The sequence below is a fragment of the Streptomyces sp. NPDC052012 genome, assembly GCF_040689265.1.
GTDB lineage: Bacteria > Actinomycetota > Actinomycetes > Streptomycetales > Streptomycetaceae > Streptomyces.
In genome coordinates this window covers 702593-726732 of sequence record NZ_JBFAXA010000002.1, presented here as the reverse complement: position 1 = coordinate 726732, position 24140 = coordinate 702593, and the positions used below count along the sequence as shown (strand labels likewise).

The following is a 24140-nucleotide window of genomic DNA, read 5'->3' as shown; positions in this document are numbered from 1 at the left end:
ACGGCGGTGCCCCGAGCGCTTCCGGATGCACGGTGGGCTCCGGCGTTGAATGGTGAGATATCGGACCCGATGACAGCACCGGGGCCGCAACAGGATCCGGACCCGAGGAGTCAGAAGATGTCGACGTCCCAGCCCGACGCGTCCCGGCAGCCCGAGGACCGCGCCACCCCGGACCGCCTGCTCCACGCCCGCACCGGCACCGATGTGTCGCCGGAGGACATCGTCCTTGCCTCGGGCAAGGACCTCACCCCGCAGAACCTCGAGTGGGCCAGGCGCAAGCTGGACCAGGAAGGGCCGGCCGCCCTGGACAAGATGCTCCCCTGACCCTGCCCCCGCCCCTGGCGCGCAGGACAGGAGAGAGCACGCCACCGGGCCGGTGCCTGTGCGCACCGGCCCGGTGGCGTGCTCGGTGGGGGTCAGGTGCGGTCCTGGTCCTCGGGCAGTGCCGTGTCGTCCTCCACGACGTGCACGGCGGCCTCCTCCGCGCCCGCGGCGCCCGCGTCGATGCCCACGTCGTCGGCGACGGTCTCCTTCGTGGTGTCGCCGCGGACGCCCTCGTCCGGGGCGACCAGGCGTCCGGCGCGGTCGGCGCCCGCCTCCGGGTCGACCGGTTCGCCGTCGCCTCCGGGCAGGTCACCGACCTCGTCGCCTACGGGCCCGGACGCGTCGGGCACCTCCTGCGCCAGCCGTTCGTCGAGGGTCTCCCCCTCGTGCTGCTCGGCGGCCGTGGTGCCGTGCTTGGTGACCCCGAGCGGCTTCTCCGGCGGCGAGTAGCCCTCGTCGAGGGTGTCGTCGTAGGTCCGCTCGTCGACGGCGTCCTGCAGGTCGAGCGGTGCGGCGTCGGCCTGTTCCTCGTTGCTTCCGGTGGGCTGATAGGCGTCGTCACCCATCGGTTCCGTGCCCATGTCGTCCTCCCTCTCTCAGGGCTCGCCACGTCCACTCGTACGTCCTGGGGTGTCCGATCCGCGTTTCCCGAATCGCGATCTCTAACCCCGTGACCACCTCGGGGCGACCCGGGCCGTCAGGTCGCTGATCGGGTGAGCGGGCCAGGGGCGGGCGTAGCCGGGCGGAGCGGCGCCCGGGCCGGTGAGGTGCGCGACCGGGATGTGGTCCGCGGTGCGGAGGATCTCGTCGACGGTCGTGTTCTCGTTGTGACCGGCGGTCGCGCCGGAGGAACAGCCGGTGTAGTAGCCGATGGGGATGGCCTCGTACCCGGTGATCAGGCAGGGCGGGCGAACGCCGAGGTCGTGGAGCCGGCTCGCGGTGCGTGCCCAGTCACGGCGGCTGTCGGTGTTGCGGTCCACGGTGAACACCACGACGGTCAGCTGCACCGCGAGATGACCGGCGAGCCCCAGTGCGACGACCGCCGTGACGACCGGCCGCCAGGTGCCGCGCGGGGTGCGGACCAGATGCCACAGCGCGTCGGCGACGGGGATGGCGAGCAGGGCGTAGGCGGGCTGGAGGAAGCGGGGCGCCGCGTACTCGATCATGAACAGGTACGGGAGGGCGGCGGTCGAGGCGCAGGCCAGCGGCACCAGGGTGGGCAGGGTGCGCCGGCTCCGTACCGCGATGACCAGGCCGAGGACCGCGAGCAGAGGCAGGACGAACCACCACAGGGTGATCACCGGATGCGGCATCTCCCCGGTGCAGGGACGGCACAGGGCCCGTCCGCCCAGGCTGCGCAGCTGGTCGTCGACGGCGATGTGCCAGCCGAGCCCGCCCTGGATGCGGGAGGCCTCGGCCAGCCGCTCGGACAGCCCGCCGTGCCAGGCGTACGCCTCGATCACCCACGGTACGGCGCCCGCCGCCACGCCCGTGATCAGGGCGAGCAGGGTGCGCCAGTGGCCGCTCACGAGCGCGACGGCGAACAGCGGGATCGTCACGTAGACGGCGTCGGTGGGCCGCATCCACGCCATGAGCGCGGCCCCCGCCACGATGCCCCAGAGCGCGCCGGGCGCACCGCGGTCGGCCCGGTACCGCAGGAAGCAGCCGACGGTGATCAGCGCGCCGACCGCGACCCAGTAGTTGGGCATGGCCTGGGGACCGTAGAACAGGGTGATCCACAAGGAGGCGAAGAAGGCCCCGCCGGTGACGAGGACCCGGGTCGGGAACAGCCCGCGCCAGCAGCGCAGGGCGAGGTAGAGCGCGAGCCCGGACAGCACGGCCAGGTAGACCCGCAGCAGGGCGGTGGAGTCGGACCAGGAGGCGACGGGCGCGACCAGCAGGGACACGCCGCGTGAGCGGGGGGCGCTGAAGAAGGCGGCCGGGTGGTGGGAGGTGACCTGGCTGACGTAGACGATCTCGTCCCAGCCGAGGCCGAGCGCGGGGCGGACGAGGACGAGTTGGGCGAGGGTGAAGACGGCGGCCACGACCGCGAGCGGACGGGTGCCGCGCATCCGGCGGGCCGCGCCCGGCCCGGCCGCCTGCTCGCGTCGCCGTGCACCGACGAGGAGGGCGCCGTTGCCCTGGGTCATCGTCCACCTCTTCTTCTCGCGCGCCACTCGTCCCGGGTTCCCTCGGCCGCTCGGTCCAAGGAACCGCCGGCCCTGCGGGAGCGGAACGCCGGACCGGAATACCGACCATCACAGAAATTCGGAAACGTGGACAAAACTAACCCGCGGGTCAAGATCGCGCAGGGCGGAATACGGCCAACTGCCGCAGCCGTCCGGGGGACGTGACCGGTTGTCAGCCCTCGGCCGCGAGCTCTGCCAGGTCGGTGACGACCCGGTCGGCGCCGTGGGCGTACAGCGCGTCGCGCCGGCCGGCCCGGTCCACGCCGACGACGTAGCCGAAGCGGCCGGCGCGCCCGGCGTCCATGCCGGACAGCGCGTCCTCGAACACGGCGGCCTGCTCGGGCCCGACGCCCAGGTCCCGGGCGGCGGCGAGGAACGTGTCCGGGCGGGGTTTGCCGGCCAGGCCGCGTTCGGCGGCGACCACGCCGTCGATCCGGACGTCGAAGAGGTCCTCGGCTCCGACCGAGCGCAGTACGTCGCGGCAGTTGGCGCTGGAGGAGACGATCGCGGTGCGCAGCCCGCGGGCCCGGGCCCGCTCGATGTAGCGCAGGGTGCCCTCGTAGACCTCGACGCCGCCGGTGCGGATCTTCTCCAGCAGCAGCTCGTTCTTGCGGTTGCCGAGTCCGTGCACGGTCGAGGCGTCGGGCGGATCGCCGGGCGTGCCCTCCGGGAGTTCGATGCCGCGGGAGGCGAGGAAGGTGCGGACGCCGTCGGCGCGCGGGCGGCCGTCGACGTACTGGCCGTAGTCGCCGTCGTCGAAGGGCCGGGCGTCCTCTCCCCCGCGCTCCCGCAGGAAGGCGTCGAACGTCTCCTTCCAGGCGGCGGCGTGCACGACGGCCGTCCTGGTGACGACGCCGTCGAGGTCGAAGAGGCACGCGAGGATGGTGTCGGGCAGGCCCAGGTCCGTCATACAGGCCACTGTTCCCCGCGGGACCCGAAGTCCTCCTCCCCCGCCCGAGGCGCAGCCCTTCGGGTGACACACTCTGCTGTGTGGCTCCGACCTTCGACGACCTCCTGAGCCGTGCCCGGGCCCTCCCCGGGGACGGCCGGCGCGCGATCCTCGGCATCGCCGGCAGTCCGGGCTCCGGCAAGTCCACGCTCGCCGAGCGCGTGGTGCGGGAACTGAACGGCGCCGGGGAACCATGGGTCGCGCACGTCCCGATGGACGGCTTCCACCTCGCGGACGCGGAACTGGACCGGCTCGGCCGCCGGGACCGCAAGGGCGCCCCGGACACCTTCGACGCGGCCGGGTACGCCGCGCTGCTGGCCCGGCTCCGCGAGGAGACCGACGGCGACGTCGTGTACGCACCCGGGTTCGAACGGGTGCTGGAGCAGCCGCTCGCCGGGGCCGTGCCGGTGCCGCCGACCGCACGGCTGGTGGTGACCGAGGGGAACTATCTGCTGCTGGACACGGGCGCCTGGGCGCGCGTGCGGTCCTGCCTCGACGAGGTGTGGTTCTGCGAGCTGGACGAGCCGGAGCGGCTGCGCCGGCTGATCGCCCGCCACGAGGAGTTCGGCAAGACGCACCAGGAGGCGGTGGCGTGGGTGATGCGCAGCGACCAGCGCAACGCCGGACTGGTCGCCGCGACGCGCCACCGGGCGGACCTGGTGGTGCCGGTGTCCGTTCTGGACGGTCCGGACGGCTCGGACGGCTCGGCGAGCGGGCGTCCCGGTGGGTGGAATCCGGTGGACGCGGCACGTTCGGGTGACCGAGGCTCGCCTGCATGATCAGAGCAGCCGCCGTGCACGACGTCCCCGAGATCCGCGCGATGATCCGTGAACTCGCCGCCTACGAACGGGCCGCCGACCAGGCCCGCGCCACCGAGGAACAGCTGCGCGAGGCCCTGTTCGGTGAACACCCGGCCGCGTTCGTCCTGATCGCCGAGGACGACGAGACCGGCCGGATCGCGGGCTTCGCCCTCTGGTTCCCGCGCTTCTCGACCTGGACCGGGACCAGGGGCATGTACCTGGAGGACCTGTACGTCCGTCCGCACACCCGGGGCGCCGGCCACGGCAGGGCGCTGCTCGCGGCGCTGGCCGCGATCTGCCGGGAGCGCGGATTCGAGCGGTTCGAGTGGGTGGTGCTGGACTGGAACGAGCCGGCGATCGCGTTCTACACGTCCCTCGGCGCGGAGCTGCTGGAGGAGTGGAAGGTGTGCCGGCTCAGCGGTCCGCCGCTGGCCGGACTCGCCGCGTCGGCCCCGGACGTCGTGCGGGGACAGGCGGTGTGACATCCGCCGATGACCGCGCGGCCGGCCCGGTGCCGGTGGGAGAGTAGCGGCCCATGAGGCGTCTTGCGGGTCGGCGGTGGGTGGTGGCCGGGCTGGTGGTGCTGCTGCTCGGGCAGATGCTCGTCGCCCTGGTGACCGCCGCCGTCCGGCAGACGCCCACGATCGACGAGCCGGTGTACGTGGGCGCCGCCGCCGTGTATCTGGAGGAGCGCAGCCTGCGGTACAACCCCGAGCATCCGCCGCTCGGGAAGCTGGTGATCGCGGCCGGGGTCGCGGTCGCGGATCCACGGCTGGACGCCGGTTTCCGAGGCGGTCAGAGCGCGTTGGGCCGCCGGCTGCTGTACGAGTCGGGCAACGATCCCTGGCAGGTGATGCTGTGGGCGCGGCTCCCGGTGATCGTGCTGACGCTGCTGTTCGGGTGGGTGGTGTTCGCCTTCGCCCGTGAACTGGCCGGCTCGGCGGGCGCGTCGGTGGCGCTCGCGCTGTACTGCCTGTCCCCGGACGTGATCGCGCACGGCTCGCTGGCGACGCTCGACGTGCCGGCCGCCGGGTTCCTGCTGACGGCCGTGTGGCTGCTGTGGCGGGCGCGCCTCGGGCCACGGCTCCATCTGCCGCTCGCCGGTGCGGCGCTGGGCGCGGCCCTGGCGACGAAGATGAGCACGCTGCCGGTGGTACCCGTGCTGCTCGTGCTCGCCGGGGTGTCGGCGTGGTGCGCGGCGAGCGGCGGACACCGGCGCAGGGCTGCGCGGGCGTGCGCGGGCGCCGGCGTGGTGGCGCTGGTGGCGGTCGCCGTCGTCTGGGTCGCGTATCTGGTGGTCGATCCGCGGCTGCGATGGAGTCCGCAACAGCATGTCCCGGTCGTGCACGGCCTGCGCGGGCTGCTGGTGCAGCTGATGCCGCTCCCGGAGCCCTACCGGGACGGTATGCGCATCCAGTTCGGGCTCGAGAACCACCCGTGGGAGGGCTTCCTGTTCGGCCGGCTGTACACCGGCTCGCTCTGGTACTACCTGCCGGCCGCCCTGCTGGTGAAGACGCCGCTCGGCATGCTCGCGCTGTGGGCCGCCGGTGCCGTGACGGTGGTGGCGGTACGGCGGCTGCGGCCCGCCGCCCCCTATGTGCTCGCGGCACCCGCCGTGCTGCTGGCCGCCGCCATGTACGGGTCGCGCAACTTCGGTACGCGGTACGCGCTGTTCCTGCCGATGTTCCTCGCCGTGGCGGCCGGTTGTGTGCTCGTGCTGCGGCGCCGGTGGGTCCCGGTCGTCACGGGAGCGCTGGTGGCCTTCGTCGCGGTCAGCTCACTGCGCACGTACCCCTACTACCTGCCGTACTCCAACGAGGCGTTCGGCGGACCGGCGAGGACCCGGCTGCATCTGCACGACTCCAACGTGGACTGGGGACAGGACCTCGGCCGGCTCGCCGACCGGCTGCGCGAGCGCTACCGGGGCGAGCGGATCTGGCTGGTGTACAAGGGCAGCGGCGTGCCGTCGGCCTACGGCATCCGGGCCGCCGATCCGCGCCGCGTGCCGCCCGAGCGGGTGCGCGGGGTGCTGGCGGTGTCCGACTCGGCGGCGGCCAAGGCGACCGGCAGGCTGGCGGAGTTGCTCGCCGGCAGCCGTCCGGTCGAGGACGTCGGTCACTCGATCACGATCTACCGCCGGTGATCCCGCCGGTGACCGGCGGGATCACCGCTCTGCCTGCTGGAACCCCGCGGCGCTCACGTGCCGCATGACGCTGCTCGCCACGCGGTAGCGGCCGTTGGGCAGGTCCCGGGACCTGCCGACGTGCACGGTGAGGGGGCCCGCCCAGGCGTAGCCCTGGCGCGCGGCGTGCCGGGCCAGACTGTCGGTGAGCGCCTGTCCGACGCTGGTGCCGCGGCGGCACAGCTCCTCGTGCACCGTGTCGGCCAGTTCCACGTCGTAGGCGTTGGGGACCATCACCTGGCCGGCCGGGGACACCACCGCGTTGCTGTCGCACTCGTGCCGCAGGGCCTCGACGAGTTCGACCGGTTCGCGGTCGCGGCCGAGCATGCGTGCCCACACCGCCTCCCATCGGTTCTCCAGGGCCTGTTCCAGGGCGCTCAGGGCGCTCATCGGGGGTTCACCTGCCGTTGTTGTCGTCTGCCTGTGTGTCGTTGTGTGCCGCTGTGCGGCTGTGCGGCTGTGTGCCGTCGCTCTCGCCGCGTCGTGCGTCGCGGTGCGGGCGGCCGTCAGCGGTCCTCGAAGTCGTCGGGGCGGACCTGCGCCTCCTCCAGCGCCTCGCGCAGCGTGCGGCTGGTGCCGCCCGCGCCCTGGTCGCGGTTCCGCTCCGCGTGCCGCTGCTCGGTGGTGTCGTCCGTGGCCGTGGTCTTGGGCCGGTTCTCCTCGGGGACGGTCATTCCGGTTGTTCCTCCTGTGCGTGGGGTCTGAGGCTTGTGACGGGAGGGCGGGTTCCCGCCCGGGCCGGGGATATCCCCGCGCGAGCGTGCCGGTGCGCACCGGTGAGACGGCTGGTCGCCACGGTGAGTGAGCTATGTTGAACCTTCGTGGGAGACGAAGGAGGCGCACCGGTGCCATCGCCGCAGCAGGCACGCGCACAGGCATCCGCGATCACCTCGGGGAAGGCGGGCCAGGACACGGAGGTGTCCCCGACTTCCCAGCTCCGCACGCTGTTCGACCGGCCCCGGCTCTCCCCCGGGCAGCGGCGCATCGCCCAGTACCTGATCGAGCACATCACCGAGGCGGCGTTCCTGTCGATCACGGATCTCGCGGACCGGGTCGGGGTGAGTCAGCCGTCGGTGACGCGGTTCGCCTCCGCGGTCGGCTTCAGCGGTTACCCCGCGCTACGGGAGAAGCTCCAGTCGATCGCCCTCGGCACCCTCGCCGGCGGCGCGGCGGAGGAGAACCGGGGCAACGAGCTGCAGGCGGCGGTCGACGCGGAGATCGAGAACCTGGAGAACCTGCGGCGGGACTTCGCCGACGCGGACCGGGTCATCGAGATCGGCCGCAAACTGTCGGAGTCGGCCCCGCTGACCGTCCTCGGACTGCGCATCTCCGTCTCCCTGGCCGAGTACTTCGCCTACGCGGCGCGTCGTATCCACCCGGACGTGCGGCTGGTGACGCTGGGCGGCAGCGTCGCCTACGACGCGCTGCTGCAGTCGCGGGAAGCGGGCGGCACCTGGGTGCTGGCGTTCTCCATGCCGCGGCACGCGCACGAGACGCTCACGGCGGTGCGGGTCGCGCGGGGCGCGGGGCTGAAGGTGGCGCTGATCACCGATCTGGCGCTGGGGCCGATCGCGGACGAGGCCGACGTCACCTTCGCGACCGGCACCGGGTCGCGGCTGGTGTTCGACTCGTACGCGGCGCCGGGCGTGATGTGCGCGGCGCTGCTCCAGGCGATGACGGACGCGGACCCGGAGCGGACGCAGGCGCGCCTGGAGGAGTACGAACAGGTCGCCGACCAGCACCAGTTCTTCATCCGGGACTGACGGCACCCCTGCGGAACACCCACCAAGGGGACCATCCGCATCAAAGCACGCATGAATGTTTTCATACGTCTTGCAAAGCAGACGGCATATATAAATACTGCTCACGGATCGCGGCCCTGCCGCGCAGCGACACCCGCAGCCGCCGGCTCCTACCCGCTCCGGTGGTGAGGGTGTCCGGCCGGGCGTCCCCTGCCCGGCCGCCCGTGGCGGCCCCGGTCATCCCCTAGGCCGGGGCCGCCCCACCCCGTCGTCCACCCCAACGGCGCCGCACACCCGGAAGCGATGAACATGCCCCTGACGTCCACGCGTGTCAGCCCCGACTGGCCCTGCCAGGTCAAGACGCCCGGCAGCTACGACTGGGAGCGCTCGGCGGCCAAGTGGCTGCGCGAGCTGGTGCCGGCGCGCTACGCGAGTTATCCCGCGTTCATCAGGAACCCCGTGCTGCTGGCCCGGCACGCCCAGCTCCAGGTCGAACAGGAGATCCGGGTGGCCCGCACCGCCCTGCAGACGGCCCGGGCCGACCTTCCCCGGCTGGGACTGCACGAGGGCGTCATCGAGCACACGATCAAGCTGTACGCGGCCGAGGTCATGCAGCTCCAGCACATCGCCCGGAGCGTCCGCGCGGTGACCCAGGCCCTGGTGAACGCGGGCCGCTGACCCCGGAGGCCCTGCGGGGGCTGCTGGAGGTTCCGCGGATCTCCGCGGGGCAAGGCCGTCATCGAACAGCGGTTTGTGTGCCATGCTCGACGCGTGAGCGACCCCGTTACCCCGGCGGAGCCCGGGGCCGCGCCTGACCTGGCCGAATTGGCCAGGGTCGTCGCGCGGCAACGCGCCGAGATGGACCGGCTGCGCGAGCAGACGGCGATGTCGGCCGTCGTGGAGCGCGCCAAGGGCGTGGTGATGGCCCTGACCGGCTGCTCCGCGGACGCCGCGGGCGAGACGCTGCTCCAGCGCGCCAAGGCGGCCCGTCACTCACTGCTGGAGGAGTGCTGGATCACCCTCGGGGAGCTGGCGCCCGCCCCGGCCGCCGGCGCCGTCGAGGCATCGGCGGGGATCGGGGACCCGCGCGGCCTGCCGTCCGACGTCCCGGCGGACGACCCGCCCGACGACGTCGCCGCCGCGCTCAGCCGCCTCGGCCGGGCCCTCGTGCGCGTCGACACCCCGCAGGATCTGGCCGGCTGTCTGCTGGAGCACCTCGCCCCCGATCTGCGCGCCGACGCGGTGATGATCTACGCCTGCCGGCCCGCCGGAGGGCTCGAACTGGTCGGCCACGCCGGCATCGACGAGGCGCTGGCCGCCCGCTGGCGCCAGATCCCTCCGTTCAGCGGTGTCGCGGCGGTGAACGCCGCCGCGACCGGCCGGCCGCGCTGGCTGGAGGACTTCGCCGAGGACAGCAGGCGCTACGCCCTGATCGGCGAGCCGTCCGAGCGCTGGCGCTCACGGGCGTGGCTGCCCGTCCCCCCGGGCGGGGACGCCGAGTTCTGCATCGGTGTGCTGCGCGGCGGCGACGGACCGTTCACCCCGCGCGACCGCGCGCACCTGCGGGGAGTGACCCGGCTGTGCGCGGGACGGCTGCGTGCGTTCGCGACGCGACGCGAGCCGCCGGCCGAAGCGCCCGCGAACGCCGTGACCGCGTTGTTCGAGGCCCTGCCCGTCCCCGCGATGCTGCTCACCCCGGTGCGCGGACCGGCCGGTGAGGTCGAGGACTTCCGCATCGACGCGGCGACCGCGCAGGCCGCAGGTCTGCTGCGCGGCACGGGAGGCGAGCCGGCCGGGCGGCGGCTGCGCGAGTACCGGTCCGAACTGCCGGACGACGCACTGTGGCAGGGGTGCCTGCACACCCTGGCGACCGGGGAGCCGTACGACGGCGAGCCCTTCGCCCACGAGGAGGTGGTGGACGGCGTCGCGGAGCTGCCCACCTACTCCGTGCGCGTGACGCGGCTGGACGACGCGCTGGTCCTCACCTGGATCCGCCACGCCTCCTCCGACCGGCAGGAACAGCGCCTCGCCGATCTGCAGCGGCTGGGCAATCTCGGCTGGGCGCACTGGAACCTGGCCACGTCGGCCGCCTCTTGGTCCTCACAGGTCTTCACCATCCTCGACCGGGACTCCGCACGGGGACCGGTCCGGCTCGACGACCTCCCGCCGCTCGCGCTGCCCGACGACCGGCCCGCCCTGGCCCGCGCCGTCGAACGGCTGATCCGCGAGGGGCGGCCGGTCGACGCCCCGTTCCGGGTCCGCACCGCCCGCGGTGTCCGGCATCTGCGGCTCGTCGCCGAGGCGGTGGCGGACAGGGACGGCACGCCCGTCGAGGTGCACGGCTTCGTGCAGGACGTCACCGCGCGGCGCCGCGCCGAACTCGCCCTGGTCGAGAGCGAGCGGGCCATCCTCACCCAGCACGACGTGCTCCAGGCGGAGCGGACCCTGGTGGCACGGCTGCAGCACGCCCTGCTGCCGCTGCCCGGGCAGCCGGTCGACCTGGCCGGGCTGCGCGTCGAAGTCGCGTACCTCCCCGCGCAGTCGGGGATCCACGTGGGCGGCGACTGGTTCAGCGCCATAGAACTCCCCGACGGCGACGCGCTGTTCGTCGTCGGGGATGTCGCCGGGCACGGCGTCGACGCCGTCGCCACCATGGCCCAGCTGCGGTTCACCGCGAAGGGCATGGTCATCACCGGGTCCTCGCTCACCGGCGCGCTCTCCCGCCTCAACACCCTGCTGCTGCACTCGCGGGACAGCCATGGCACGGCGACCATGGTCCTGGCCCGGTACGACCCCGCCGAGCGCTGCCTGGTCTGGGCGCAGGCGGGGCACACGCCGCCGCTGCTGCTGCGCGGCGGCGAGGTGACCTATCTGGACCGGCCCCGCGGCACGCTGCTGGGCGCCACCGCGACCCCGCACTTCGAGGAGGCGCGGTGCCGTCTCGAACCGGGCGACCGGCTGCTGATGTACACGGACGGACTGGTGGAGCGGCCCCCGGAGAGCCTCGACCAGGGCCTCGACCGGCTGGCCCGGGCCGTCGCCGCCGACCCGGGTGACGAGCAGGGCTCCCTGGGCACGCTGCTGGACGCGATGCTGGAGGAGGAACGCCGCGACGACGTGTGCGTCCTCGACATCCGTGTGCCGAAGGGGTGGGCCCGCGCAGGGCGCCGGCCAGGGCGCGGGCGGGTCTGAGCACGGCGCCCGCGTCGGGCGGTCACGCGCCGTCCGGATGGGGCGGGCCGCTCGGCGTCCCGCCCGCCACGGCCTGGGTGCGGGACTCCAGCGCCAGACGCGTGTCGTCGCCGTAGACGCCGGTCTCGTCGCCCTGGATGCCGTACCAGAGCTGGAAACGGGCGACGGCCGCGGACAGCGTGGCGTCGTAGCGGCCGTCGGTGGTGCCGTCCCGGTAGACGTCGGGGATGCGCAGCAGGCGCTGCTGGAGTTCGGTCACCGCGGGGCCCACGTCGCCCTCGCTGAGGAATCCGCGGTCGTCCCGGGTGGGCGGGGGCGGGACGGCGGGCTGGGCGGTGGACGGGCGGGGCGCGGGGACGGGAGCCGTGCGGTCGTCGGCGCCCGGGCCGGTGAGCAGGGCCGCCCCGCCGAAGCCGATCAGCGCCGCGACGGCCATGGCGGCCGTGACGACCGCGGGGTGCTCGGCGAGTGAGACACGGCGCCGCACGGCGGTGGGGGCGAGGGACGGGAGTTCCTGTGTCTCGTCCTCGGATCCGGCGGGCGCCCGGGGCGGGAACACCGGCTCGTAGGCTTCCTGGTCCTCCTCGAACTGCCGGAACAGTTCCGCGAGCGCGTCGGTGCGGCGCGGGCGCAGGACGCGGATGGGTTCGAGGGGTGGGCCGTCGTGCGGCCGGGGTGGCTCGGACGGTGTCGTCACGCTGCTCTCCTTCCGTCCCGCGGGGGGCGTCCCGGACACCGGGGACTGTCCCGGACACGGGGATCCGTCCAGACACGGGGAACCGTCAGCCGCCTGATGCGGAGAGATACGCGCCGGGCGCCCGGGAGGTTCAGCCGCCCGTGCCGGTGAAGCGGCGCAGCGAGGCCGCCATGGTGGTGACGAACGCCTCCCGGCGGGCCTCGTCGAGGGCGTCGAGGGAGAGGTAGGGGTTGAGGTCCTCCAGTTCGACCAGCAGCAGTTCGCCGTGCGGCGCCCGGCAGGCGTCCACTCGCTGGATGCCGTGGTCGAGGGTGTTCCAGTCGATGAACCGCCGGGCGAACCGGAGGTCCTCCTCGGAGGGCTCGTAGGGCTCCAGCTGCCAGCGCCGGTCCGGGTGCGGGGCGTACAGGGCGTACTGGAAGGCGTCGTCGACGAAGTAGAAGGACACCTCGTAGGCGAAGTCGATGTGCGGCTGCACCAGGACACTCCCGTCGACGAGCGCGGGCACCTCGCCGGCGGGGACGACGCGCAGTCCGATGGAGTCGGCGCCGAGCCGGGGCTTCACCACGTACCGCTCGGCCGCGGGCAGCCGGTGCAGATCCTCCGGGCGGTCGACGGTGGGGATCACCGGGTGGCCGGCGGCGGTCAGATCGAGCAGGTACTGCTTGCCGGCCATGTCGCCGCGGCCCGTGAGGGGGTTGTACACCGGCGTCCCGGTCGCCGTGGCGCGGGCGCGGAAGGAGTCGTAGGCCTCCTGGTACGCCAGGACGGGACCGCTGTTGCGGATCACCACGGCGTCGAAGCCGTCGAGCAGTGCGGCGGCGTCCTTCGGGTGGCACAGGGCGAGGTCGAAGGCCGTCCGCAGCCGCGAGGTCAGGAAGATGTCCTCGTCGCAGTAGCGGCGCCCGCGGGCCGGGTAGGCCAGGTCGGTGACGTAGAGGATGCGGGGGCGGGCGGACGGCATAGGGGCTCCTCGGGAGTGACGGTCACCCGATCATAAGGACGCCCCGGAGAGCGCGGCCGACGGACAGCACTCAGTTCCGCCCAGTCCTGCACTGAGTGCCATGCGCGGCGCTCAAGTGCTACGTTCCCGTTCATGAGCTCCAGCAGCGCGGCTCCCGGCCGCGACGACAAGGCCGGCAGGGCGGACAGGCCGTCCATGCGGGACGCGCTGATCGCGGCCGCGTTCGAACTGTTCCTGGAGCGGGGCTACGAGCAGACGACGGTGGACGACATCGTGGCGCTCGCCGGTGTGGGACGGCGGTCGTTCTTCCGCTACTTCCCGTCCAAGGAGGACGTGGTCTTCCCGGACCACGAGCGCTGTCTGGCCGACATGACCGCGTTCCTCGCGGCGAGCTCCGACGACGACGAACCGGTGCGCCGGGTCTGCGACGCGGCCCGGCTCGTGCTGCGGATGTACGCCGAGAACCCGGCCTTCTCCGTCCAGCGCTACCGCCTCACCAAGCGGGTTCCGGGGCTGCGCGCCTACGAGTTGTCGGTGGTGTGGCGCTACGAGCGGGCTCTCGCCGACTATCTGCGCGGACGCTTCGCCGGGCACCGGGACGGCACTCTGCGGGCCGACGTGGTCGCGGCGGCGGTGGTGGCCGCGCACAACAACGCGCTGCGTTCCTGGCTGCGTTCGGACGGCAGGGACGACTCCGAGGCGGCGGTGGACCACGCCCTGCGGCACGTCCAGGCCGCCTTCGGCGCGGTGCTCACGCCGCCGGTGGACGAGCGGCCCGAGGACGTGGTGGTCGTCGTCGCCCGGCGTCAGGCGCCGCTGTGGCGGGTGGTGCAGGAGCTCGAGTCCGCGCTGGGTCGCTCCTGACCGTACCGCGCGGCACCGCCCGGGAAGATTCAGGGTACGCAGTGCCTTTACGCGTGGCACTCAGTGCCATACTCTGTCGCTGTGCACGGTGGCACGGCGAGCCGCGCACACCCGTGCCCGGGTGACCGGGCACGCGGGATTCCGGCCGAGTGCAGGGAGTTGACCAGCGTGTACCACCACTCAGGAAGCGTCGCTCAGCAGGCAGCCGGCTCCGCGACGGGCGTCCTCGAACCGCAGGGCCCGGAGTCGGAGGCCATCCTCTTCCAGCGCTGCACCTGGTGCGGCACCGCCATGTACCACCGGCTGCTGTGCCCCGTCTGTCAGGGCAGCGACCTGCGCACGGAGCGCAGCGAGGGCGTCGGCACGGTCCGCCACTCCACGGTGGTGCACCGCAACACGCCCGCCGCGCGCAACGTGTCCCTCATCGAGATGGCCGAGGGCTTCGTGCTGCGCGGCCGGGTGATGGGGCCGCCCATCGGCATCCACAGCGGTGACCGGGTGCGGCTGTCCACGGCCAAGGACCCGGTACGCGGCGAACCGGTCTTCCAGCTGGTCGACGAGCCCTACCGGGCGTGGAGCTGACGGACCGACGGGGCGTGCCCGTCACAGGGTGATGCGGATCCCGACCGTACCGTCCAGTCCCCTGCGCAACCGGCTGCCGAGCAGCGTCAGCCGGCCCGTCAGACCGTACTTGCGGGCGATCAGCGCGCGGTAGCGGGCGGTGGTGGCCCGGTCGCAGATCTCCGCGGTGGCGGGTACCTGGTCGCCGGTGGGGTTGCCGCGCAGGTCGCAGGGGCCGACGAGGACATCGGGGCGGTTGCGGATCCGCTTGACCTTCCAGGAGTCGGCCACCGTCCACACCCCGAGCGCGTCGCCGTCCCGTACGACCCACACCGGGGTGGCCACCGGCGTGCCGTTCCGGCGGTAGCTGGTGACCAACAGGTACTTGCCCGCCCCGAGCCGGCCCACCACCTCGTCGTCCATGCCGGGCAGTCTAGGGGGTGTCCGCAAAGCGCGTCGTCCGCCCGCAGGGCAGGCGGGACTTTGCGGACACCCCCTAGGCCCCCGGATCCACGACGCCGCCCTCTGCGGCGATCCCCATGCGGCGAACGGCCTCCTCGATCACCTCCGGTGAGGTGGCCAGGTTCAGCCGCGCGCGGCCCGCGCCGCCCGTGCCGAACGGCAGCCCGGAGTTGAGGGCCACCCGGCCGCGGTCCAGGAAGACACGGGCCGGGTCGTCGCCGAGCGCGAGGGCGCGGCAGTCGAGCCAGGCGAGATAGGTGGCCTCGCCCGGGCGGTAGCGGATCGCCGGCAGGCGCTCGGCCAGGAGGCCGGCGAGCAGCCGGCGGTTGGCGTCGAGTCCGGCGAGCAGCGCGTCCAGCCAGGCTGTCCCGTCGCGCAGGGCGGCGGTGTGGGCGATGATGCCGACGTGGCTCGGACCGTGGCCGACCTCCTCGGGCATCCGGGCCAGATCGCCCTCCGCCTCGGGCCCGGCGACGGCGAGGGCCGCCTTGAGCCCGGCGAGGTTCCACGCCTTCGAGGCCGACATCAGGGACAGTCCGCGTTCGCCGCCCGGCACGCTCAGATACGGCACGAAGCCGGTGTCGCCGACGACCAGCGGGGCGTGGATCTCATCGGCGACGACGCGCACGCCGTACCGGTCGGCGAGAGCGGCGACGGCGGTCAGTTCCTCGGCGGTGTGCACGGTGCCGGTGGGGTTGTGCGGGCTGCACAGCAGGTGCGCGGCGCGCCCTCCGCCCTGCACGGCCTGCCGGAAGGTGTCCTCGAGCGCGGCGAGGTCGAGACGCCCGTCCGCGCCGAGCGGGGCCTCGACCAGCCGGCGGTCCATGTGCCGGACGAAGTCGTAGAAGGGCGGGTAGACGGGCGAGTTCACCACCACCGCGTCGCCGTACCCGGTGACCAGCTTGAGCATCTCCACCACGCCCAGCATCACGTCGGGCACGATCGCCGTGCGCTCCACCGCGAGCCCGTCCCATCCCCACCGCTTCTCCGCGAAGGCCGCGAGCGCCTCGGCGTAGGCGGTGCCGGCGGGGTAGCCGGTGTCGCCCCGCTCGAGTGCCTCGGTGACGGCCCGCACCACGGGTTCGGCGAGCGGCACGTCCATCTCGGCCACCCACAGGGGAAGCACGTCCGCGGGGTACGTCCGCCACTTCATGCTGGTGCGGCCGCGCAGCTGCTCGAGGGTGAGGGCCCTGAGGGGGTTCGGTTCACCGGACGGTCCGTGCGCGATCCTGGTCATGGGCTCAAGATAGGCGGCCGTGGGGTGAGCGGACACCACGAGAGCCGCGTACGTGCCGTTCGCATCGCGGTCGGCGCTGAACGCGCCGGGGCCCGGGCCCGTATGGAGTGAGGGCACTCGACTCAAGGGAGTGCCCCGTGGTGTGCGCACCGCGCGCTGTTCTGGTACGGGAGCCATGCATGAGGCACGCACGACGACGGGTCGTCCGGCGAGTGACACGGCTGGCGGCCGTCGGCGGAATCCTCCTGGGATGCACGATGGTCACGCGCGCGGTGGCGAGCGAGCCGCCCGCCGCGGACGCCGTGCCGTTCGCGGCGGCGACCGAGGAGGCGACGTCCGCCGGGCCCGGCGCGCGGCTGGTGTCGCGGCTCGGCACCGACCGCACGGCGGGCAGCTGGATCGGCGCGGACGGGCGGACGGTGGTCGCGGTCACCGACGAGGAGGCGGCGCGGGAGGTGAGGCGGGCCGGTGCCGAGCCGAAGATGGTGCGGCACAGCATGAGCGAGCTGAAGTCGGCTACGCGGACGCTGCGTTCGGCTCCGCGGGTGCCCGGCACGGCGTGGGCCATGGACTACCGCTCCAACCAGGTGGTGGTCCGGGGCGACACCACGGTGTCCGCCGACGACTGGTCCGAGCTGACCGAAGTGGCCGACGGCATCGGCGGTTTCGTGCGGATGGAGCGCACCGAGGGCACGTTCACCACCCGGCTCAACGGCGCGACGCCCATCCTGTCCACCGCCGGGCGGTGCTCGGCGGGGTTCAACGTGACCGACGGTACACGGGAGTTCATCCTCACGGCCGGGCACTGCGGGCCGGAGGGCTCCGTGTGGTTCTCCGACGGCCGGGGCAGGCAGGAGGTCGGGACGACGGTCGGCGGCAGCTTCCCCGGCGACGACTACTCCCTGATCGAGTACGCCGACGGCCGGGCCGGCGAGGGCGCCGGTGTGGTGGCCGTCGGGGACGGCAAGGGCGTGCGCATCACCGGCGTGGGTGATCCCACGGTCGGCCAGCGGGTGTTCCGCAGCGGCAGCACCAGTGGACTGCGCGACGGGGAGGTGACCGCGCTCAACGCGACGGTGAACTACCCCGAGGGCACGGTCAGCGGGCTCATCGAGACCAATGTGTGCGCGGAGCCCGGCGACAGCGGGGGACCGATGTTCTCCGAGGGCATCGCGCTCGGCGTCACCTCGGGCGGCAGCGGCGACTGCCGTGCGGGCGGGACGACGTACTTCCAGCCCGTGACGAAGGCCCTCTCCGCGCTGAACGTCCGTCTCATCGTGTCCCCGCCGGACGGCAACGAGTCCGCGGCCCCCTCCCCCGCGCCCTCGGGTCCCGCGGGCGCGGCGGCACCGGGCGGCGCGTCCCCGGGTTCCTCTGCGCCGACCACGGGCATCCCGGACGCCTCCACGCTGCTGTCCCGCCTGGCCGACCCCCGCAACGTCGGGCCCGGACTGCTCGTCGTCGGCGGCAGCATGGTGGCGCTGGTGGCCACCCGCTGGATCCGGGCGGAACAGGACCGCAAGGCCTACCAGCGCCACTATTCGGCGATGTGGGGCTGAGCGGGCACCGCACAGTCGGCACAGGCAGCCGGCCGGCCCGCGTCATCCCACCGTGAGCAGGACGGTCGCCAGTGCGGCGCCGAGCAGACCCGCCGCCTGGCGTCGTGAGACGTGTTCGTCGAGCACGGCGAGTCCCAGGACGACCGGGAGAGCGGGATAGAGCGAGGCGAGGACGACCGCGACGGCCAGCAGGTGGCGCTGCGCGGCGAGGAGATACAGCACCAGGCCGAGCGCTGCGCCCGCTCCGACGGCCAGGGCCTGAAGGCTCTGCCGCGCCGGCGGTCTCGGCAGCCGGGGGCGGCGCAGCACGCCGGGCAGCAGCACCAGGACGGCGGCGACACGGCCCGCGGCGACGGGCCACAGCCCGCTCACCGGGTCGGCCTGGCCGAGAGCGACGTACTGCACGGCCACTCCGGCACTGGCCAGCAGCCCGTCCCTCGCTCCGTCGCCCATGCGGGCACCGCCGCCGGAGACCCACCACAGGGCGGGGCCGGTGACCGCGATACCGGCCCAGGCGAGGGCCCCGGGGCGGTCGCCGAGGACCAGGACCCCGCACAGAACGGACAGGGCGACCCCCGTCACGGCGCTGACGGGCACCACCACGCTCATCGCCCCATGGCTCAGGCCACGGTTGAGGTGACGCATCGCGGTGGCACTGCCGACGCCGGAGAGCGCGCCCCACATCAGGTCGGAGGCGGCTACGGCGTCCGCGGGCAGCGCGAGCGCGGCCGCGACGGCGAGCAGCAGCCCGCCCACCTGTCCGAGGAACGTGACGGTGGTGTGGGGTACGCGCCGGGACAGCAGTCCGCCGGCGAAGTCGACGATGCCGTAGCAGAGGGCCGAGGCAAGTGCGAGAAGGGCACCCATTCGGTCACGGGTGCCCTGCTGGTGGATGTGCGATGCCGAGGTGGTGGTGCCGAGCTGGTCTACGGGACGGTCAGGCGGCCTTGGCCGGCTGAGGGAGGGCCGCGGCCCACTCCAGGACGAGGCGCTGGTACTCCTCGCGCTGTTCGCCGCTCAGTGTCCCGCCCGACCGGAGCCACAGGGCCCGGATCTCCTCGTTGACCTCGGCAGCCGATCGCTCGGAGGAGGGTTCAACAGTGGTGGACATGCTGTGAAGCATACGGCGCCCGAGGTGAAGGCGCTGTGAGTAATCGCACGCGCATGGGGCATTTCGGACGTGTTGCTGATCACGTCCATCTGGCCCGGCACGTGCGGGAGTTCACACGGAGCGCCCACCTCCGCGCTCGTGTGCCCGCCTTCACACATCGGCGGAGATCCGGCCCGTGGCGCGGCCGGCGCGGGCCGGGGGCGTCAGGTGCCCGGCTTGCGGCCGTACACGTAGACGTCGTCGCCGGTCTTCAGCAGCGACCAGTACTTCTTGGCGTCGGTCTTCGTCATGTTGACGCAGCCGTGCGAACCGGGCGGGTTCCACATGCTGACGCCGACCGAGTGGAAGGCCTGGCCGCCGTCGAAGAACTGCGCGTACGGCATGGGCACGTCGTAGATGGTCGAGACGTGGTCGATGTTGCGCCAGGAGATCTTCTTCAGGCCGGTGCGGGTCTCGTAGCCGTCGCGGCCGGTGCGGACCGGCACGGGGCCGTAGACGAGCTTCTTGCCGTCCTGGATCCAGCTCAGCTGAAGGGTGAGGTCCACGCAGGCGATGCGGCCCTTGTTCACCGGGCATTTACCCGATTTGTTCGGGTTCTTGCCCACGGCCTTCTGCTTGTTCATGAGGTCCATCACACCCCAGGTGACCGGACCCGCGTAGCCGGCGGCCGGCGTGATTCCGTGCTTGGTCTGGAAGGCGCGGATGGCCTTGCAGTCGGCGGAGGACTGCTTGCCGTCGACCGGGCGGCCGAGGAACTTCTCCACCTGCTTCTGATGCGGGCCCGCCTGGGTGGTGCAGCTCGCGGCCTGCGCCGGTGCGGTGCCGAGCGTCAGCGTGAGCGGGGTCACCAGCGCGGTGAGCCCGAGGACGACGGCGCTCCGTCTACGTATGTCCCCCATGGTCCGATTTGCCTTTCCCCTGGAGTTGAGCGCATGGCCTGCGCACTCTGCCAGGTAGACGGCCGATCGGAAAAATCGGTTGTACGGACTCACACGCCGCAATCGAACGGTGACCTGGGACGCCTGCGGAGAGGATCAGGTGTGCGGCGAGAGTGCGTGCCGGGCGTCGCGGGGCAGGCGGGACCTTGCGGACACCCCCTAGGTTCCCCGGACACCGTCGGGCCGCGGCAGCGCCTGGTGGAAGCCGGAGTTCACCGCCGTGATGCCGCCGTCGACGACGAGCGTGGCGCCGGTGATCCACGAGGCGTCCCGGGAGGCGAGGAAGGCGACCGCGGCGGCGATGTCCTCGGGCTCGCCCACGCGGCCCAGCGGGTACAGGCGGCGCGCCGCTTCCAGGTCCGCGTCCCGGCCCTCCCAGGCCCTGGTGCGGACCGTGCCGGGCGCCACGAGGTTGACGCGGACCCCCCGGGGCCCGGCGTGGCCGGCGAGGGTGCGGGTGAGGGAGATCAGACCGGCCTTCGCGGCGCTGTAGGCGTGGTTGCCGAAGTCCTGCAGCCCGTTGACCGAGCCGACGCTCACGATCGCGCCCCTGCCGGTCGCGGCGAGGTGCGGCAGCGCGGCCCGGCAGCAGCGGTACGCGCCGGTGAGGGTGATGTCGAGGTCGGCCGCCCACTCCTCGTCCGGCTCGTCCTCGAAGCGGGGCGCGTCGGGGGTGCAATGGGCGGCGTTGTTGACCAGGACGTCGAGCGAGCCGAAGGTGCCGGCGCAGTGCGCGACGGCCTCCTCGACGGACACCTGGTCGGCCACGTCGCACACCCGGGCCTCGGCCGCGAGCCCGCGCTTGCGCAGGGCTGACGCGGTCCGCTCCGCCTCGGCCGCGTCCACGTCGGCCACCAGCACCCCGGCCCCCTCCTCGGCGAACCGCCGGGCGGTGGCCGCGCCGATGCCGCGTGCCGCGCCGGTGATGAGAACCCCGTACCCCTCGAAGCGCCGTGCGTCCTTCGTCATGGGGTGACGGTAGCCGCCCGGTCGATCACCGCGGCAGAGGCCGGAACGGATCCACCGGGCCGGGCGTTCACCGGTAGCCGGTCACGTCCGCCGGCTTGCCCGCGTCCTGCACCTCGACCAGGTACCGCCAGGCGTCCGGGCGGCTGCCGTCCAGGTCGGTGAAGCCGTACTCCTGGGCGAGGCCGCCGCTGGAGAGGGAGGTGCCGTTGAAGCGGGCCACGTCCGGGTCGGCGGCGAGGGCGGTGACCGCGCGGCCGGCATAGCGCGGCGTCTCGGAGATGGCGAAGTGGGGCACGCGCTCCAGCGCGTCGCGCCAGTTGTCCTCACGCACCCCGAAGGTCTCGAGCATGATCTCCGAGCGCAGCCATCCGGGAGTCAGCGCGACGGCCGTGGCGCCGCGCGGACCCAGTTCGTGCCCCAGCGCGAAGGCCATCCGCAGCACGGCGGACTTGGCCAGGTCGTAGAAGAAGTTGACGCGGTAGTTCTCGCGGTTGTAGTCGGCGGTGCCGTCGGTGACCTCGACGACGAGTCCGCCCGGCCGGCGCAGCAGCAGGGGCAGGGCGTGGTGGCTGGTGATGGCGTGGGTGTCGATCGCGAGCCGCAGCAGCCTGAGCCCGTTGTCGAGGTCGTGCTCCCAGACGGGGGTGTCCCACTCGAAGAGCTTCTCGCCGCCCCAGATGTCGTTGACGAGGACGTCCAGCCGGCCCTGTTCGTCCGCGATGCGGTCGACGAGCCCGCGCACCTGGGCGGGGTCGAGGTGATCGGTCGGTACGGCGATGCCCCGGCCGCCCGCCTCGGTGACCAGGTCGGCGGTGTCCTCCAGGGTCTCCGGCCGGTCGTACTCGGAGCGGCGCTCGCGTGTGCTGCGGCCGGTCACGTACACGGTCGCGCCCGCCGCGCCCAGCTCCACGGCGATGCCCCGCCCGGCTCCCCGGGTCGCCCCCGCGACCAGCGCGACCTTGTCCTTCAGCTCTTCCGGCATGCCCGGCCTCCCGTTGCTCTCGTGCTGCTCGTACTGCTCGTACTGCTGTTGCTGCGCGTGCTGCTCCGAGCGTGACGGGTAAGCCGGACATCCTCTGTCACCTTTTCCGGCGGGTCGGCTCAGTGGCCGCGGGCGATCCACTCGTCCAGATGCGGGGCCTCCGCGCCGATGGTCGTCGCGTCACCGTGCCCGGTGAGCACCTTCGTCTCGGGCGGGAGCGTCAGCAGTCGGTCCCGGATCGAGTCGATGATCGTCGGGAAGTGGGAGAACGAGCGGCCGGTCGCGCCGGGCCCGCCCTGGAAGAGCGTGTCGCCGGTGAAGACGGTCCCCAGACCGGGGTCGTACAGGCAGACCGCGCCCGGCGCGTGCCCCGGGGTGTGCAGCACGGTGAGGTCGGCGCCGGCCGCCTCGATCACCTGCCCGTCGACCAGCCAGGCGTCGGGGTCACGGTCGGGGTGGGTCTGCTTCCACAGCGGCAGGTCGTCGTGGTGCAGCCAGATGGTGGCGCCGGTGCGCTCGGCGAGGGCGGGCGCGGCGTCGATGTGGTCGTTGTGGGCGTGGGTGCACACGATCGCCGTCAGCCGGCGGTCGCCGACGGCCTCGGCGATGGCGTCGGCGTCATGGGCGGCGTCGATGACGACGGCCTGGTGGTCGTCACCCACGATCCACACGTTGTTGTCGACGTCCCAGGTGCCGCCGTCGAGGCTGAACCGACCGGAGGTGACGAGGCGTTCGATGCGGGCGGTCATCACAGCACCACCACCGACCGCAGCACGTCGCCGCGGTGCATCCGCTCGAAGGCCTTCTCGACCTCGTCGAGCTGGATGGTCTCGGTGACGAACGCGCCGAGGTCCAAGCGCCCTTGGATATGCAGATCGATCAGCATCGGGAAGTCACGGGACGGCAGGCAGTCGCCGTACCACGATGACTTCAGGGAGCCGCCGCGCCCGAAGACGTCGAGGAGCGGCAGTTCCAGCTTCATCTCGGGTGTGGGCACACCGACCAGGACGACCGTGCCGGCCAGGTCGCGGGCGTAGAACGCCTGCCGGTAGGTCTCGGGCCGGCCCACGGCCTCGATGACGACATCGGCGCCGAAGCCGCCGGTGAGGTCCCGGATCGCCTCCACCGGGTCCGTCTCCCGCGAGTTGACGGTGTGGGTGGCGCCCATCGAGCGGGCGGTCTCCAGCTTCCGGTCGTCGATGTCGACCGCGATGATCTTCGCCGCCCCGGCCAGACGCGACCCCGCGACAGCCGCGTCCCCGACGCCGCCGCAGCCGATGACCGCGACCGAGTCGCCCCGGCCGACGTTCCCCGTGTTGATCGCGGCGCCGATGCCGGCCATCACCCCGCAGCCGAGCAGCCCGGCGACCTGCGGGGAGACGGCGGGGTCGACCTTGGTGCACTGTCCGGCGGCGACGAGGGTCTTCTCGGCGAAGGCACCGATGCCGAGCGCCGGGGAGAGTTCGGTGCCGTCGGTGAGCGTCATCCGCTGCCGGGCGTTGTGCGTGTCGAAGCAGTACCAGGGCCGCCCGCGCAGACAGGCGCGGCACTTCCCGCACACCGCGCGCCAGTTGAGGATCACGAAGTCCCCGGGCGCGACGTCGGTGACGCCGTCGCCGACCGACTCCACCACGCCCGCGGCCTCGTGGCCGAGCAGGAAGGGGAACTCGTCGTTGATGCCGCCCTGTTTGTAGTGCAGGTCGGTGTGGCACACCCCGCAGGCCTGGACGCGGACGACCGCCTCACCCGGACCGGGGTCGGGTACGACGACCGTCTCGATCCGTACCGGCTCGTCCTTCCCCGGTGCGATCACGCCGCGTACTTCCTGCGCCATGGTGCGTCTCCTTCGTCGGCCGCTGTCCGTTCCTCCCGACCCTACGTCCGACTGATCGGTAAGGGCCGGTGAGCGCGGGGGACGGCCGACGGCCGGGCCGTGCGGGAGCGCTGCGTTTGCCCGGCATCGCGGGGCGGAGGAGGCTCGTAGGCGAGGCCCCTCGCGGCCCGTTCGGAGGACCGCGCCGCGGCCCGTTCGGAGGAGGTCATCATGGCAACCGCGGCAGAACCCGTCTTCACCACCGACACTCTGCGCCGGTGCGTCGAGGCCGACACGTCGGCCAATCTGGTGTCGCTGTACGCCGACGACGCGGAGCTGCGCATCGTGGACCGCAACACCCAGCCCAGCCACCCGAAGGTCCTGCACGGCCGGGACGAGATCGCCGCCATGCTCGACGACGTGTACAGCCGCGACATGACGCACAAGCTGGAGCAGTGTGTCGTCCAGGGCGACCGTGCCGCCTACAGCGAGAGCTGTGTGTACTCCGACGGGGTGCGCGTGCTCTCGGAGTCGATGCTCTCGCTGCGCGACGGAAAGATCACCGAGCAGACGCTCATCCAGGCGTGGGACGAGTAGGCACGCCG

At 73.0% G+C, this 24140-nt stretch carries 27 protein-coding genes; 11 read left to right on the top strand and 16 right to left on the bottom strand.

The window, feature by feature from the left end; translation table 11 throughout:
* Nucleotides 1–117: 117 nt before the first annotated feature.
* Nucleotides 118–324 carry a hypothetical protein gene (locus AB0412_RS06895; protein WP_366401423.1) on the top strand — a complete coding sequence of 69 codons (207 nt, stop codon included), beginning with the start codon at nt 118–120 and terminating at the stop codon, nt 322–324.
* Between the two features lie 92 nt (nt 325–416).
* On the opposite strand, the gene AB0412_RS06890 is transcribed toward AB0412_RS06895, so the two are convergent.
* The 3 genes from AB0412_RS06890 to AB0412_RS06880 form a co-directional block, all read right to left on the bottom strand.
* Entirely contained in the window at nt 417–905 is a 489-nt protein-coding gene (locus AB0412_RS06890) for a DUF5709 domain-containing protein (RefSeq protein WP_366401422.1), read from the bottom strand.
* A gap of 81 nt (nt 906–986) precedes the next feature.
* The gene (locus AB0412_RS06885; protein ID WP_366401421.1) at nt 987–2474 is read right to left on the bottom strand and encodes a hypothetical protein; all 1488 of its coding nucleotides are present in this window, start codon (nt 2472–2474) and stop codon (nt 987–989) included.
* 211 nt (nt 2475–2685) lie between these two features.
* Nucleotides 2686–3423: a beta-phosphoglucomutase family hydrolase gene (locus AB0412_RS06880; RefSeq protein WP_366401420.1), complete on the bottom strand. Its 738-nt coding sequence runs from the start codon at nt 3421–3423 to the stop codon at nt 2686–2688.
* 80 nt (nt 3424–3503) lie between these two features.
* Here AB0412_RS06880 and AB0412_RS06875 point away from each other — a divergent pair, with 80 nt between their 5' ends.
* From AB0412_RS06875 to AB0412_RS06865, 3 genes are read left to right on the top strand one after another with little or no spacing between them, the layout of a single operon-like run.
* Complete coding sequence (locus tag AB0412_RS06875) at nt 3504–4241, top strand: nucleoside/nucleotide kinase family protein (RefSeq protein WP_366401419.1); 738 nt, start codon at nt 3504–3506, stop codon at nt 4239–4241.
* Nucleotides 4238–4744, top strand: coding sequence for a GNAT family N-acetyltransferase (locus AB0412_RS06870; protein ID WP_366401418.1), 507 nt, complete (start codon nt 4238–4240; stop codon nt 4742–4744). Before AB0412_RS06875 ends, AB0412_RS06870 begins: the two co-directional genes overlap by 4 nt.
* Nucleotides 4745–4797: 53 nt before the next feature.
* Complete coding sequence (locus tag AB0412_RS06865) at nt 4798–6405, top strand: phospholipid carrier-dependent glycosyltransferase (protein WP_366401417.1); 1608 nt, start codon at nt 4798–4800, stop codon at nt 6403–6405.
* A gap of 21 nt (nt 6406–6426) precedes the next feature.
* Here the strand turns inward: AB0412_RS06865 and AB0412_RS06860 are convergent, their stop codons facing one another.
* Nucleotides 6427–6834 (bottom strand): DUF3662 domain-containing protein, encoded by a 408-nt coding sequence (locus tag AB0412_RS06860; protein ID WP_366401416.1) that lies wholly within the window; start codon nt 6832–6834, stop codon nt 6427–6429.
* Between the two features lie 116 nt (nt 6835–6950).
* Nucleotides 6951–7118, bottom strand: a complete 168-nt coding sequence (locus AB0412_RS06855; protein WP_366401415.1) for a hypothetical protein — start codon at nt 7116–7118, stop codon at nt 6951–6953.
* A 171-nt stretch (nt 7119–7289) separates the two neighbouring features.
* Here AB0412_RS06855 and AB0412_RS06850 point away from each other — a divergent pair, with 171 nt between their 5' ends.
* From AB0412_RS06850 to AB0412_RS06840, 3 genes are all read left to right on the top strand, one after another.
* Entirely contained in the window at nt 7290–8207 is a 918-nt protein-coding gene (locus AB0412_RS06850) for a MurR/RpiR family transcriptional regulator (protein WP_366401414.1), read from the top strand.
* A 282-nt stretch (nt 8208–8489) separates the two neighbouring features.
* On the top strand, nt 8490–8864 hold the full coding sequence (locus AB0412_RS06845) for a hypothetical protein (RefSeq protein ID WP_366401413.1): 375 nt from the start codon (nt 8490–8492) through the stop codon (nt 8862–8864).
* Between the two features lie 180 nt (nt 8865–9044).
* Nucleotides 9045–11378 (top strand): SpoIIE family protein phosphatase, encoded by a 2334-nt coding sequence (locus AB0412_RS06840; protein WP_366401509.1) that lies wholly within the window; start codon nt 9045–9047, stop codon nt 11376–11378.
* A gap of 22 nt (nt 11379–11400) precedes the next feature.
* Here the strand turns inward: AB0412_RS06840 and AB0412_RS06835 are convergent, their stop codons facing one another.
* Complete coding sequence (locus AB0412_RS06835; protein WP_366401412.1) at nt 11401–12075, bottom strand: peptidoglycan-binding protein; 675 nt, start codon at nt 12073–12075, stop codon at nt 11401–11403.
* A 130-nt stretch (nt 12076–12205) separates the two neighbouring features.
* Nucleotides 12206–13039, bottom strand: coding sequence for a hypothetical protein (locus AB0412_RS06830; RefSeq protein ID WP_366401411.1), 834 nt, complete (start codon nt 13037–13039; stop codon nt 12206–12208).
* A 132-nt stretch (nt 13040–13171) separates the two neighbouring features.
* On the opposite strand from AB0412_RS06830, the gene AB0412_RS06825 reads away from it, so the two are divergent.
* Together AB0412_RS06825 and AB0412_RS06820 are read left to right on the top strand one after the other, a co-directional pair.
* Nucleotides 13172–13903, top strand: coding sequence for a TetR family transcriptional regulator (locus tag AB0412_RS06825; protein ID WP_366401410.1), 732 nt, complete (start codon nt 13172–13174; stop codon nt 13901–13903).
* A gap of 168 nt (nt 13904–14071) precedes the next feature.
* The gene (locus tag AB0412_RS06820) at nt 14072–14485 is read left to right on the top strand and encodes a zinc ribbon domain-containing protein (protein WP_366401409.1); all 414 of its coding nucleotides are present in this window, start codon (nt 14072–14074) and stop codon (nt 14483–14485) included.
* A 21-nt stretch (nt 14486–14506) separates the two neighbouring features.
* On the opposite strand, the gene AB0412_RS06815 is transcribed toward AB0412_RS06820, so the two are convergent.
* Nucleotides 14507–14887, bottom strand: a complete 381-nt coding sequence (locus AB0412_RS06815; protein WP_366401408.1) for a PPOX class F420-dependent oxidoreductase — start codon at nt 14885–14887, stop codon at nt 14507–14509.
* A gap of 73 nt (nt 14888–14960) precedes the next feature.
* Complete coding sequence (locus AB0412_RS06810) at nt 14961–16163, bottom strand: aminotransferase class I/II-fold pyridoxal phosphate-dependent enzyme (protein WP_366401407.1); 1203 nt, start codon at nt 16161–16163, stop codon at nt 14961–14963.
* A 179-nt stretch (nt 16164–16342) separates the two neighbouring features.
* On the opposite strand from AB0412_RS06810, the gene AB0412_RS06805 reads away from it, so the two are divergent.
* Nucleotides 16343–17722 carry a S1 family peptidase gene (locus AB0412_RS06805; RefSeq protein ID WP_366401406.1) on the top strand — a complete coding sequence of 460 codons (1380 nt, stop codon included), beginning with the start codon at nt 16343–16345 and terminating at the stop codon, nt 17720–17722.
* 42 nt (nt 17723–17764) lie between these two features.
* On the opposite strand, the gene AB0412_RS06800 is transcribed toward AB0412_RS06805, so the two are convergent.
* The 7 genes from AB0412_RS06800 to AB0412_RS06770 form a co-directional block, all read right to left on the bottom strand.
* Nucleotides 17765–18589: an EamA family transporter gene (locus tag AB0412_RS06800; protein WP_366401405.1), complete on the bottom strand. Its 825-nt coding sequence runs from the start codon at nt 18587–18589 to the stop codon at nt 17765–17767.
* 70 nt (nt 18590–18659) lie between these two features.
* On the bottom strand, nt 18660–18845 hold the full coding sequence (locus tag AB0412_RS06795) for a hypothetical protein (protein ID WP_366401404.1): 186 nt from the start codon (nt 18843–18845) through the stop codon (nt 18660–18662).
* 191 nt (nt 18846–19036) lie between these two features.
* On the bottom strand, nt 19037–19732 hold the full coding sequence (locus AB0412_RS06790) for a L,D-transpeptidase family protein (protein ID WP_366401403.1): 696 nt from the start codon (nt 19730–19732) through the stop codon (nt 19037–19039).
* Nucleotides 19733–19930: 198 nt separating this feature from the next.
* Nucleotides 19931–20740 (bottom strand): SDR family NAD(P)-dependent oxidoreductase, encoded by an 810-nt coding sequence (locus AB0412_RS06785; protein WP_366401402.1) that lies wholly within the window; start codon nt 20738–20740, stop codon nt 19931–19933.
* A 67-nt stretch (nt 20741–20807) separates the two neighbouring features.
* The gene (locus AB0412_RS06780) at nt 20808–21722 is read right to left on the bottom strand and encodes an SDR family oxidoreductase (protein WP_366401401.1); all 915 of its coding nucleotides are present in this window, start codon (nt 21720–21722) and stop codon (nt 20808–20810) included.
* 119 nt (nt 21723–21841) lie between these two features.
* Entirely contained in the window at nt 21842–22471 is a 630-nt protein-coding gene (locus tag AB0412_RS06775; RefSeq protein ID WP_366401400.1) for an MBL fold metallo-hydrolase, read from the bottom strand.
* Nucleotides 22471–23556, bottom strand: a complete 1086-nt coding sequence (locus tag AB0412_RS06770; RefSeq protein ID WP_366401399.1) for an S-(hydroxymethyl)mycothiol dehydrogenase — start codon at nt 23554–23556, stop codon at nt 22471–22473. The genes AB0412_RS06775 and AB0412_RS06770 overlap by 1 nt, the downstream gene beginning before the upstream one ends.
* Nucleotides 23557–23766: 210 nt before the next feature.
* Between AB0412_RS06770 and AB0412_RS06765 the strand changes: the two genes are divergently transcribed.
* Nucleotides 23767–24132: a nuclear transport factor 2 family protein gene (locus AB0412_RS06765; protein WP_366401398.1), complete on the top strand. Its 366-nt coding sequence runs from the start codon at nt 23767–23769 to the stop codon at nt 24130–24132.
* The last annotated feature ends 8 nt before the right edge of the window (nt 24133–24140 follow it).